The sequence below is a fragment of the Gilliamella sp. Nev3-1 genome, assembly GCF_001690435.1.
Classification (GTDB): domain Bacteria; phylum Pseudomonadota; class Gammaproteobacteria; order Enterobacterales; family Orbaceae; genus Gilliamella; species Gilliamella apicola_C.
Genome location: NZ_LZHN01000074.1, coordinates 1 through 12,064 on the forward strand (window position 1 = coordinate 1; position 12,064 = coordinate 12,064).

Here is a 12,064-nt window from a genome sequence, read left to right on the forward strand (position 1 = left end):
GCTTCTAGTACGAGAGGACCGAAGTGAACGCACCGCTGGTGTTCGGGTTGTGATGCCAATTGCATTGCCCGGTAGCTACGTGCGGAATAGATAAGTGCTGAAAGCATCTAAGTACGAAACTAGCCTTGAGATGAGTTTTCCCTGAAGAGATTCAGTAAGGTCCGTTTGAGACTAAGACGTAGATAGGTCAGGTGTGTAAGTGTAGTGATACATTGAGCTAACTGATACTAATGAACCGAGAGTCTTAACCTTACAACTCGGAGTTGTTTTGGAGTTACGCGATAGGATGATTGAAGTTGATATATTTAGAGAGATTGACTTTAAATTGTTTAATAAATGAGAGAGCAGTTTGTTCCGGATTGAGCAATTGCTGTGGATATGAGATAATACATGGTAATTGAGAGAAGAGAAGACAGGATATGTCTGGCGGTAATAGCGCGGTGGTCCCACCTGACCCCATGCCGAACTCAGAAGTGAAACGCCGTAGTGCCGATGGTAGTGTGGGTATTACCCATGTGAGAGTAGGGTGCCGCCAGACTTTTAAATTTAGTGAAGCTCAGCAGCGATGCTGGGCTTTTTTACGTTTGGTATTTTATTTAATGGAGCTCTGATTTGTATAGTAATATCTAGAGCGGATAGTCCGAAGAATAACGGATTGAAGATGATAAGTTGATGTTGGAATGAAATGAGTTCACTAATTGCCTTTAATAAACCGTTTAATGTTGTGACACAATTTTCGGTGCATGGAAAATATCAAACATTAAAAGACTATATCACATTACCTAATTTTTATCCTGCTGGACGCTTAGATACTGATAGCGAAGGGTTATTATTGTTAACAAATAATGGTAAATTACAGGCAAAAATCAGCTCACCAAAGTTTAAATTACCCAAAACATATTGGGTACAGGTGGAAGGCATTATTAATCAAAAAGCTATAGATAGGTTAAGAAAAGGAATTCAATTAAAAGAATTTTATACCGCACCGGCTATAGTAACTTTTCTTGATGAACCATTGCAATTATGGCAAAGAGTTCCTCCTATTAGAGAGCGCAAAACAATACCAACTTCATGGGTAAGCATTACAATCACAGAAGGAAAAAATCGACAGATTAGGCGTATGTGTGCCGCTGTTGGTTTTCCTTGTTTAAGATTGGTTAGAGTTCAAATAGGCGCATACAATCTGTTTGCTCATCAGTTGCCATTAAATGAATGGCGATATATCACAACTCAAGATCTTTATTTATAACCAATATTGGCTATGATCAACGAATTCTATCTTTTATAATTTCTAAAAATATCGAATTAATTGGGCTTTATTCTAAAATAAGATAAAATGATATTTAGGTGATCATGGGATGAATTATTTATGGTTGAACAAAAAAAAGAAGGGTTTTTCTCTCGTTTAAAAAAAGGTCTTTTTAAGACTAAACAGAATATTGGAGCTGGTTTTTTAAGTTTATTCAAAGGAAAAAAAATTGATGATGCTTTATTTGAAGAGCTAGAAGAGCAACTTATTATTGCTGATGTTGGTTTTGATACTACACAAAAACTAATAAGCTCGTTAACTCAACAGGCTTCAAGAAAAGAATTAAAAGATGCTGATGCTCTTCAAGAACTTTTAAAACAAGAAATGAAGTCTATTTTAGATGGGGTAGATAAACCTTTAGAGATAAGTAACCATAATCCATTTGTTATCTTAATGGTTGGTGTTAATGGTGTAGGCAAAACCACGACAATTGGCAAATTAGCTCGTCAATTTCAACAGCAAGGTAAATCAGTTATGCTTGCTGCTGGTGATACTTTTCGTGCAGCAGCAGTTGAACAGTTGCAAGTTTGGGGAGAAAGGAATCATATTCCTGTTATTGCGCAGCATATTAATGCTGATTCAGCTTCCGTTATTTTTGATGCGATACAAGCAGCAAAGGCAAAAAAAATAGATGTGTTAATTGCCGATACAGCAGGGCGTTTGCAAAATAAATCTCATTTAATGGATGAATTGAAAAAAATAGTCAGAGTGATAAAAAAACAAGATGAAACAGCTCCTCATGAGATCATGTTAACTATTGATGCCGGTACCGGCCAAAATGCTATTAGCCAAACTAAACTATTTAATGAAGCAGTAGGTGTCACAGGTTTGACATTAACTAAATTAGATGGTACGGCAAAAGGTGGTATTATTTTCAGTATTGCAGATCAATTTAATATTCCTATACGTTATATCGGCGTTGGTGAAAAAATTGAAGATTTGAGACCTTTTGTTGCCGATGATTTTATCAATGCCCTATTTGATGAAAAAGATGAATAGAGAAAATTCATGATCCAATTTCAGCGCGTAAGTAAGATTTATTCTGGTGGTAAGCCAGCACTGCAGAATATAAGTTTTACTTTATCACCCGGAGAAATGGCATTTTTAACAGGACATTCTGGTGCAGGTAAAAGTACGTTAATGCGGTTAACTTGTGGTTTAGAGAAAGCTAATGATGGTAAAGTGTTATTAAATGGCATTGATGTTTCAAATCTAAAAAAACATGATATGCCATTTTTACGTCGCACTATTGGCATGGTGTTTCAAGATCATCAGTTATTAATGGACCATACCGTTTATGATAATGTTGCTATTCCATTGATCATTTTAGGTAAACCCGCAGAAGAAATTCGTAGCCGAGTTTCAGCGTCGTTGGATAAGGTCGGATTGATAGATAAAATGAAATTTTACCCAATACAATTATCGGGAGGAGAACAGCAGCGAGTGGGAATTGCGCGAGCAATTGTTAACCATCCAAGCGTCTTGCTTGCCGATGAACCGACAGGTAATTTAGACGATAAACTATCAAAAGATATTTTAAAACTTTTTGAAGAATTCAATCAAGCAGGTGTAACCGTCTTGATGGCAACACACAATATGGGACTTATTCGCCGCAAGCATCATAGAATATTGCATTTAACTGAAGGGCGTTTAGAGGTTAAAAATTGACACGTAATTCTGCTAAATCGAAAGAAAATCAAAATAACTTTTTGTCTCGTTGGAAAAGGCAAATTGGTTATGCTTGGCGCAATACATTTAATGATTTTACACAACATATTTTTGCATCATTACTGACTATTTTTGTTATTGCAATTTCTATTATGTTACCCACTATTAGCTATTTACTTTGGAAGAATGCTAATCAAGCTGCACATAAATGGTACCCAACACCGAATCTCACTGTTTATATTAATAAAGAATTAACTTCAGAGCAGACAGCTGAATTATTGAGCAAACTTAAATATTATATCGAGGTTGATAGAGTTGATTACCTTTCTCGAGAAGAAACAAAAGAAGAGTTTAAGGCATGGTCTGGTTTTAGCAGTGCATTAGATCTATTAGATGAAAACCCATTACCTGCAGTGGCGATTGTTATACCTAAAGAAGAAGCAAAAAATACAGAGGTAGTGCATCGGTTACAAGCTGAATTACTCAATATTGAGGGGATAGATGATATAAAGTTAGATGATAGTTGGTTTACTAAATTAACTGCGTTGACAAATATGGTGAAATCTATTGTTTGGGTTATTTCAATCTTTATGATTATTGCTGTATCACTTGTAATAGGTAATAGTATTCGTTTGAATATTTTTGCTAGAAAACAAACCATAATTGTTATGCAATTAATTGGCGCAACAGAAGGTTTTATTCTGCGCCCTTTTTTATATAGTGGAATTTTTATTAGTTTTATTAGCGCTATTATTGCGTTGGCATTATCAGAAATATTTATTTTTCAAATAGAAGCAATCATATTGAATGTTTCTGATGCTTTTGGAACAATAATTCATATTGAAGGTTTATTATGGGATGAAAGCCTATTAATTTTACTTATTACTATAATTATTGGATGGTTTTCATCATTTGTTGCAACAAAAAAATATTTAAAAATGACAAAAATTACCTAGCTATTTCTACGTAACTAACTAAAATATATATTAGTATTGATGAGTAGCTAACTTAGGGATATTTTTATTGATTTTACATAAAAAGGATGAACTAATTTATAGTCTGAAGGTCAAAGTAATAAATAGACAGTAGTTTTACGTTTTTTGATTGTTACATCTAATTTATGTAACAAGAATTAGTTAAGATAAAGGGGGAGTTAAATGAATACTGATATAAAAATCCAAGTAGGTGCTTTAATTCCACAAGGTAACATTGAATCATATGTTCGTATGGTTAACACTTATCCAATGCTAACTGCAGAAGAAGAAAAATCATTGGGTGAAAAACTTTATTATCATGACGATGTCGATGCCGCAAGACAACTTATTTTGTCTCATTTACGTTTTGTCGCTCATATTGCTCGTGGTTATTCAGGGTATGGTTTACCACAGGCGGATTTGATCCAAGAAGGAAATATCGGTTTAATGAAAGCTGTGCGTCGTTTTAATCCAGAAATTGGTGTGCGTTTAGTTTCATTTGCAATCCATTGGATAAAAGCTGAAATTCATGAATATGTACTTAAAAATTGGCGTATTGTTAAAGTTGCAACAACCAAAGCACAAAGAAAGCTATTTTTTAATCTAAGAAAGACTAAACAACGTTTAGGTTGGTTTAATAATGCTGAAGTTGATATGGTGGCCAATGAGTTGGGTGTAAGCCGTAAGGATGTGCTTGAAATGGAGTCTCGCATGTCGGCTCAAGATATGTCATTTGATGTAGATAGTGATGATGATGATAATTCAATTGTTGCACCTTCTCTCTACTTAGAAGATAGCAACTCTGATTTTTCAAAATCAATTGAAAATGATAATTGGGAAAATGACGCGACAGATAAGTTACATGATGCATTATCACAATTAGATGAACGTAGCCAAGATATTATTAAAGCACGATGGCTAGATTCTGATGATAGTAAATCAACATTGCAAGTGCTAGCCGATAAATATCGTGTTTCAGCTGAGCGGATTCGTCAACTTGAAAAAAATGCAATGAAGAAATTACGAGTTGCTATAGAAGCATAGTTTTGTTTATTAATGTTAACTTCCTAAACCTTACTTATAAAGAGTAAGGTTTTTTTACAACTGATGTTTTCGAGATTAATTTTATTAAACAGCGTGCATGTCGCCCAGAAGTGTTAGATTTATATTTTTTAACAATTTGCAACAAGCAAGGAAAGTAACAAAACAATGGCTAATTATTCATAATACCGAATAACTTTATGGGACATTAAATAAATATGAGGTAAATTGAATATAAAAGACTAAAACAGGTAGTATAATTTTCTAGGTAAGTTATGTACTAACTATGGGGTATTTAAAAGGCAATATTACTCTAATCGTAGGAAATGAATGACCGAAATGTCACTTATATTCTCAATTAGCTAAAACTTATGTTACCTAATACAACTTTTGGTATAGTATAAAGTTATGAAGAAAAGCGGATTCGTTATATTATTTATTTTGCTATTATCTTCGTGCAATAAAATTAAGATAATGGAAGAAAATAATCACGAAAATCCTATAATAGTTAATAAAGCGTTAAATGATAGTGATAACGATGCCATAAAAAAACTTATACATTTTAATCATATAAAAAAGGCATCTATAGATTGTTTAATAAAAAAATATCCCCCTTTATGGGATAAAACTTTTATTTTGGGTAAAAAGGATGGTTTTATTACTGAGTTTAGAGCTGGTTTATTTAAGTTTTTTACACAAAAACAAATAAAAAGCAGGGATATTAAAATTAGGGAAGTCACATGGGCTAGCAATAAAGAAGAAAATCTAACCGTATGGTTTGAAGAAAAAGATGATAAATGGATTCCAGTAGAACATTCCATCTGGAATAAAAGAGCAGTGTTTTAAAGTTGATATTATTTGTCAACTATTTTTACTCTATCCAATCTTGCCTGCAGCTTCAATTAAAGTTACAAATAAAGTATAGTGATTATTAATAACGCTCTTTAGGGTTTTAGCCAAGAATATAATCTTCAAATAAATTTGATTAATCGTATTTAAATAATATACAAAAAAACTAATTTCTTACAAAGATGTCCTTTTGGTATACAGTAATATTACCTAGTTCCTAGTGGTATGTCCACACTTTTTAGTACCAAAAAGATAAGGTCATAGATTCATTTTATATTCAATGGGTGACTGGTAATTTAAAGACGAATGCAGTCTATTATAATTAAACCAATCCACATAGTGATTAAATTGTAGCCTGAGCTGTTCAAGTGAATCAAAAATCGTGTTTGATACAAATTCAGTTTTCACCGCTTTAAATGTTGCTTCAGCAACGGCATTATCATAAGGGCATCCCTTATGGCTTAATGAACGCTCAATGCCAAATTCCTTTAAACATTCATCAAGTAGATGATTATCAAATTCTTTTCCTCTATCTGAATGAAATAACTCAACTGAATTTAAGTTAATAGGGGTTTGGCTGATAGCATCCATAACCAGTTGAGCATTTTTATGTTTTCCTGCACTTCGTCCCACGATTTCTCGATTGCTTACATCAATAATCATACAAAGGTAATGCCATTGTTGTTTTACTCTCACATAAGTTAAATCAGTCACTAACACTTTGCGTTGTTGGCCTACGGTAAACTCACGATTAAGTTGCTTACTTACTGTTGATTCGTTGCTTTGTTCTGTATTAGCACGATATTTTTTACAGGTATATTTTGATACTCATCCGTTTTCTTGCATGATTCGACCAATTCGGCGACGGGATAATAGTATGCTTTTCTTTCTAAGCGCTACTTGTAGTCGCCTTGTTCCATAGGATTGATAGTTATCGTTAAATACCGCTTTCACTTTTTTACTAAGCTCTTTGTCTGTTTTTTTACTGGTTAATTGTAGTTGATAATAGAAGCTATTTCTTGACACTTGTAAACATCGACATAACGCACGTAAACTATATCGATGTTGATTCTCGGTGATTAATTTGATTTTCGTCCTATTATCAACGCCGCTTGCTTTAGGATGTCATTCTCCATTAACAAACGCTTATTTTCTTTTCGTAGGGCTATGAGCTCATTTTCTTGAGCACGACGATTGGCCTGAGCTGTAAACTCACCAGTGGCTTGATATTGCTTGATCCACTTATCTAATGCGGATTTAGTCAAGTCGTATTCGGCGACAATATCCGCTCGTTTTTTGCCATTTTGGTATAACATTACCCTCTGTTTTTTAAATTCATTACTAAAACTGCGTTTTTCTCTTTTTGAAATGAGATTTGTCATTGTTGGTTCCTTTTGTTTTTTGGTTATCATAACAATGACCTTATTAAACTGGTACTAATTAGTGTAGCCTGTCCAAAATTGAATACATGACCCAAAATTGGCCGTATATCTAAGTCGATTAATCACACTTTTAGTCCAGCATCAGCAATAAAGCTGCCCAGACTCAGGCTAATACAACGCTACCTTTTAATAGTGTTATATTAGCAATGTTATTAAGCTGGAATAATTAAATAGAGATATTGTCCAGCATAGCTTGACGATCTTCGTCTGTTAACGTAGGTACCTCATAAAGCTGTTGGCAATTTACATTACTTATGCCAACTAGATTCAATGTACCAACAATCATACTTTTCATGAAATCATCCATATCATGTTGCAAAAGTACTTCTTGTGTAGAACCAAGCGTAACAATTAACGTTGCAGATTTATCCGTCAATAGTGGAGTAAACCCATTTTCATCATCTTTATAGGCAAAGCCTGAAGACAATACTCGATCAATCCAGCCTTTTAAAATGGCAGGTTGGCCAAACCACCATATAGGATAAATAAAGATGAGATTATCAGCTTCAGTTACCAATTGCTGATGACTTTTTACATCATCATTGACTGTATTGTTTTGCAGTGCAATAAAATCGTCAGTAGACAACACAGGCTGAAATCGTTGCTGATACAAATCAATCAAATTGTACTGTTCTCCACGACTGTTGATAAGGCTAATAACTTTATCCTTAATAGCATGATTGAAACTAAGCTCATAGGGATGTGCATAAATAATACAATGTTTCATTTGGTTACCTCCGTTATAAATTTCTGTTGTGAACGTTTGTTTTCTTTATCTGACGGTTACCAGTTTTTATTGGGTGTCTGTCAGGTTAAATCTGGTTCAGATTTTTTCTTCCCAGATCCGTTTTCCATCAAGCAATGTTTCTATTGGGGTTCGACCACAGCACAATTTTCCTTGATGAGTTCGTTTATTATTGTAATGATGCAGCCAATTGTCCAGATCTGTTTGGAGTGTTTCTAAATCTGAATAGCGCTTTTTACGGAATGTCACCATATAAAACTCATGTAAAATAGTTTTATAAAAACGCTCGCAGATCCCATTCGTTTGTGGCGACATAGTTTTTGTCTTAGTATGTTCAATATCATTAATGGTCAGATAAAGTTGATAATCATACTTTTCAATAGCATCACAAAACTCCGTTCCTCTATCAGTTAATATTCGAAGCATTGGCAAATTGTCGCCTTTTTTACCATTCCGTTTATACAAGCTTCCCCTTTAGACGAAATAAATAATAATGTCGCTTCAGCAACAGCATTATCATAGGGACAGCCCTTATGGCTTAATGAGCGTTGAATGCCAAATTCCTTTAAACATTCATCACGTAGATGACTATCAAATTATTTTCCTCTATTTTCGTTGTTGACCTACGGTAAACTCACGATTAAGTTCATTACTTACTGTTGATTCGTTGCTTTGTTCTGTATTAGCACGATATTTTTTACAGGTATATTTTGATACTAATCCATTTTCTTGCATGATTCGAGCAATTCGGCGACGGGATAATAGTATGCTTTTCTTTCTAAGCGCTACTTGTAGTCGTCTTGTTCCATAGGATTGATAGTTATCGTTAGATACCGCTTTCACTTTTTTACTAAGCTCTTTGTCTGTTTTTTTACTGGTTAATTGTAGTTGATAATAGAAGCTATTTCTTGACACTTGTAAACATCGACATAACGCACGTAAGCTATATCGATGTTGATTCTCGGTGATTAATTTGATTTTCGTCCTATTATCAACGCCGCTTGCTTTAGGATGTCATTCTCCATTAACAATCGCTTATTCTCTTTACGTAGGGCTATGAGCTCATTTTCTTGAGCACGACGATTAGCTTGAGCTGTAAACTCACCAGTGGTTTGATATTGCTTAATCCACTTATCTAATGCGGATTTAGTCAGGTCGTATTCGGTGACAATATCCGCTCGTTTTTTACCATTTTGGTATAACATTACCCTCTGTTTTTTAAATTCATTACTAAAACTGCGTTTTTCTCTTCTTGAAATGAGATTTGTCATTGTTGGTTCCTTTTGTTTTTTGGTTATCATAACAATGACCTTATTAAACTGGTACTAATTAGTGTAGCCTGTCCATTTTGCTGGTCCATCAAACATCTGGAACCCAGATAAGGGCTTCTTTACCCAGTCTACAGACCCCATTATGATAAAAACTTCCCTACTACTGGTGCTAATGGTTTGTACTTTTATTTAGGCATAGGTGGGGTAGGCCCAAGTACATTGAGTTGGCCATCGGTCATTCATGGTAATCCGCAAGTATGACAGTGGTTCCGACTAACCCATCTGCTGAGGATTGGCGTAGTTTTGATCGCCCAGGGGGATTACGTGTTACGTTAACGGGCAGATGAATTCCGATTCTCCAGGTAATATACCTCGTCCCTCTTTGCCAGCGACATTCGAGTTAGTTGGTCAAGATAGTCATGGTAGTGCTGTTATCAAGTATGGATTTAAGTTAAAGCAGTGGTTCGTCACCCGAGGTGAATATAATTACTATGGCTATTTTAATTCATTGTCTTGGTGTAGAAGTATCGGTTACCAGATGCCAAGAGTAAGGGATTTTACTAATTCGCAGTGTATAGGTGTCATGGGTGGTTCTGGCTGTGAAGGTTCAGTCGGCACCACGCCATCTTCATCTAGTAATCATTACCAGCGCAATATTAACGCCGGTTTCCTCACTGAGTGGGGCAACTTGCTCAACTACCCTGGTGCCAGTTGTACCGACGACCACTGGACGAGTGACGCTACTCCGGATAGTGAACGGTTCGACCGGTTCATTGTGTGGATAGGCACTGGTGAGATATACAGATACCGGTCGAGAGACTCTAGCCAGACTTTTTGCGCTTCGGTCCTTAAACCCTAGTCCTTGGTCGTGAGGTTGATATGGACTAATCTAGCCGAGGCTATTTAAGAAAGGTTGCTGCGTAAGGCACGACCTTTCGCTTACAAGATCGGTGAACTAATTAAATAACGAAGCGAATTGGTTGCGTAAGTGACCTGCCAACGCCGAAAGCGGTGTTAGCAGTGGTAAAATTGGCATATAAAAGAATAGCTAAATTAAACACATCACAAAAAATCTTACTTTTTTAAATCTAATCTTTGTAAGATCGCGCTCTGCTTTTTAAAAAGCTATTTTTGACTGTACTATTTTATACAATTGTTACATAATGTTATTATAATAACATTATGGCTTTATCTTTGTTATTTTTGTAACATTACTATTCATTTACCTACTAACAATATTTATTAGACATTATTACAAAGACAATTTAAGGATCTCGTTATGAGCTATGCAAAGTATATTGATCATACTTTACTCGCAATGAATGCGACGGAAGATCAAATTCGTAAACTCTGTGATGAAGCCAAGGAATATCATTTTTATTCTGTTTGTGTGAATTCAGGTTATGTTCCTTTAGCTGCAAGCTTACTCAATGGCAGTGATGTTAAAGTTTGTTCGGTCGTTGGTTTTCCACTTGGTGCTATGCTGACTTGTGCTAAAGCTTATGAAACCGAAATGGCGATTAAAGCGGGCGCACAAGAAATCGATATGGTGATTAATGTAGGCTGGTTAAAAAGCAATGATTGGGACGCTGTTAAAAATGATATCGAAGCGGTATTTAAAGCTTGTGGTCAAGTGCCATTAAAAGTCATTTTAGAAACCTGTTTATTAACGAAAGAAGAAATTGTTAAAGTCTGCACCATTTGTAAAGAAATCGGAGTGGCTTTTGTTAAGACTTCAACAGGCTTTAGTGTTGCTGGTGCCACTGTTGAAGATGTTAAATTAATGCGCAAAACCGTGGGCGATAAGATGGGTGTGAAAGCGTCTGGTGGTATTCGCAATCGTGAAACGGCGGAAGCAATGATCCAAGCGGGTGCAACACGATTAGGCGCAAGTGCAGGTATTGCTATTGTTTCTGGTAACACTACATCATCAAGCAATTATTAATCAATAAACCCATCAATAAGCGACGTTATGTTGCTTATTGTCGTTGATGGAATCTGAATGGAAATGCAATCACAAAAAAGAATTAATGAGCTCATTCAAATTTTAACAAAAACTGATAAGATTCATTTAAAAGATGCTGCTAAGCTGTTAGCGGTTTCAGAAATGACCATTCGGCGAGATTTAAATAGTGTTTCTGCCTCATTAAGTGTTTTAGGTGGTTATATTGTCAGCGATGCTCGTTATCAAGCAACACGATATTTTGTTTCAGACCAACAAGATAAACAAGTTAACGAAAAGTTACACATTGCTAAACGGGCAAGCAAATTAGTTTTTGATAATGATACCGTCTTTTTTGATTGCGGTACCTCAATACCTTTTATTATTGATGCTATTGATGATTCCGTTACTTTTACCGCTATCTGTTATTCATTAAACGCATTTTTAGCATTACAAAATAAATCTAATTGTAAGACAATTTTATGTGGTGGTCATTATCAGGCTAATAATGCGATTTTTAGCGCTATTGGACAGCATAGTGAATTAAATTCGATTTGCCCAAATAAAGCGTTTATTTCGGCCGCGGGGATAGATATTGAACAAGGTGTAACTTGTTATCATTTTGATGAGCTTGATATGAAATTGCAAGCTATAAAAAAATCAGGTCAGAATATTTTGATTGCCGATCATACTAAATTTAATCAAGTTAAGCCGGCTTTTATTGGCGAGTTAACGCTGTTTAACCAAATTATTACAGATAAAGCGCCTGCTAAGGAATTTATCACTTTTTTCAATAACTATAACATTAACTTGATGTATTAAT

General features: G+C 35.0%; 10 protein-coding genes, 2 rRNA genes and 3 pseudogenes. 10 read left to right on the top strand and 5 right to left on the bottom strand.

The window, feature by feature from the left end:
- From A9G40_RS11565 to A9G40_RS11600, 8 genes and pseudogenes are all read left to right on the top strand, one after another.
- A 23S ribosomal RNA gene (locus tag A9G40_RS11565) occupies positions 1-252 on the top strand; the annotation flags it as partial.
- A 170-nt stretch (positions 253-422) separates the two neighbouring features.
- A 5S ribosomal RNA gene (gene rrf, locus A9G40_RS11570) occupies positions 423-538 on the top strand.
- Between the two features lie 147 nt (positions 539-685).
- Positions 686-1,249 (top strand): pseudouridine synthase, encoded by a 564-nt coding sequence (locus A9G40_RS11575; RefSeq protein ID WP_065583161.1) that lies wholly within the window; start codon positions 686-688, stop codon positions 1,247-1,249.
- A gap of 135 nt (positions 1,250-1,384) precedes the next feature.
- Positions 1,385-2,308: pseudogene (gene ftsY / locus A9G40_RS11580) on the top strand (signal recognition particle-docking protein FtsY); the annotation flags it as partial.
- Between the two features lie 9 nt (positions 2,309-2,317).
- On the top strand, positions 2,318-2,977 hold the full coding sequence (gene ftsE, locus A9G40_RS11585; protein WP_065583162.1) for a cell division ATP-binding protein FtsE: 660 nt from the start codon (positions 2,318-2,320) through the stop codon (positions 2,975-2,977).
- Positions 2,974-3,933 (top strand): permease-like cell division protein FtsX, encoded by a 960-nt coding sequence (gene ftsX / locus A9G40_RS11590; RefSeq protein ID WP_065583163.1) that lies wholly within the window; start codon positions 2,974-2,976, stop codon positions 3,931-3,933. The genes ftsE and ftsX overlap by 4 nt, the downstream gene beginning before the upstream one ends.
- Before the next feature lie 201 nt (positions 3,934-4,134).
- Positions 4,135-4,995, top strand: a complete 861-nt coding sequence (gene rpoH, locus A9G40_RS11595) for an RNA polymerase sigma factor RpoH (RefSeq protein WP_065566153.1) — start codon at positions 4,135-4,137, stop codon at positions 4,993-4,995.
- Positions 4,996-5,466: 471 nt separating this feature from the next.
- A complete protein-coding gene (locus tag A9G40_RS11600) occupies positions 5,467-5,838 on the top strand; it encodes a hypothetical protein (RefSeq protein WP_141675262.1) in 372 nt (123 codons plus the stop codon).
- 261 nt (positions 5,839-6,099) lie between these two features.
- Here A9G40_RS11600 and A9G40_RS14800 read toward each other — a convergent pair.
- From A9G40_RS14800 to A9G40_RS11630, 5 genes and pseudogenes are all read right to left on the bottom strand, one after another.
- Positions 6,100-7,211, bottom strand: a pseudogene (locus A9G40_RS14800) (IS3 family transposase).
- A 238-nt stretch (positions 7,212-7,449) separates the two neighbouring features.
- Positions 7,450-8,010 (bottom strand): NAD(P)H-dependent oxidoreductase, encoded by a 561-nt coding sequence (locus tag A9G40_RS11615; RefSeq protein WP_081302253.1) that lies wholly within the window; start codon positions 8,008-8,010, stop codon positions 7,450-7,452.
- Positions 8,011-8,106: 96 nt separating this feature from the next.
- Positions 8,107-8,460: pseudogene (locus A9G40_RS11620) on the bottom strand (integrase core domain-containing protein); the annotation flags it as partial.
- 174 nt (positions 8,461-8,634) lie between these two features.
- A complete protein-coding gene (locus A9G40_RS11625; protein WP_176700493.1) occupies positions 8,635-8,943 on the bottom strand; it encodes an IS3 family transposase in 309 nt (102 codons plus the stop codon).
- A gap of 53 nt (positions 8,944-8,996) precedes the next feature.
- Entirely contained in the window at positions 8,997-9,299 is a 303-nt protein-coding gene (locus tag A9G40_RS11630; RefSeq protein ID WP_081302198.1) for a transposase, read from the bottom strand.
- A 1,279-nt stretch (positions 9,300-10,578) separates the two neighbouring features.
- Between A9G40_RS11630 and deoC the strand changes: the two genes are divergently transcribed.
- On the top strand, positions 10,579-11,244 hold the full coding sequence (gene deoC / locus A9G40_RS11640) for a deoxyribose-phosphate aldolase (protein WP_065579448.1): 666 nt from the start codon (positions 10,579-10,581) through the stop codon (positions 11,242-11,244).
- A gap of 57 nt (positions 11,245-11,301) precedes the next feature.
- Complete coding sequence (deoR, locus tag A9G40_RS11645; RefSeq protein ID WP_065583167.1) at positions 11,302-12,063, top strand: DNA-binding transcriptional repressor DeoR; 762 nt, start codon at positions 11,302-11,304, stop codon at positions 12,061-12,063.
- Position 12,064 lies beyond the last annotated feature (1 nt).

What these genes read in the sequence shown, in the direction of transcription:
- A9G40_RS11575 (WP_065583161.1), top strand. Translation starts at nt 686, where the DNA reads ATGAGTTCACTAATTGCCTTTAATAAACCGTTTAATGTTGTGACACAA.
- ftsE (WP_065583162.1), top strand. Translation starts at nt 2,318, where the DNA reads ATGATCCAATTTCAGCGCGTAAGTAAGATTTATTCTGGTGGTAAGCCA.
- rpoH (WP_065566153.1), top strand. Translation starts at nt 4,135, where the DNA reads ATGAATACTGATATAAAAATCCAAGTAGGTGCTTTAATTCCACAAGGT.
- A9G40_RS11600 (WP_141675262.1), top strand. Translation starts at nt 5,467, where the DNA reads ATGGAAGAAAATAATCACGAAAATCCTATAATAGTTAATAAAGCGTTA.
- A9G40_RS11615 (WP_081302253.1), bottom strand. Translation starts at nt 8,010, where the DNA reads ATGAAACATTGTATTATTTATGCACATCCCTATGAGCTTAGTTTCAAT.
- A9G40_RS11630 (WP_081302198.1), bottom strand. Translation starts at nt 9,299, where the DNA reads ATGACAAATCTCATTTCAAGAAGAGAAAAACGCAGTTTTAGTAATGAA.
- deoC (WP_065579448.1), top strand. Translation starts at nt 10,579, where the DNA reads ATGAGCTATGCAAAGTATATTGATCATACTTTACTCGCAATGAATGCG.
- deoR (WP_065583167.1), top strand. Translation starts at nt 11,302, where the DNA reads ATGGAAATGCAATCACAAAAAAGAATTAATGAGCTCATTCAAATTTTA.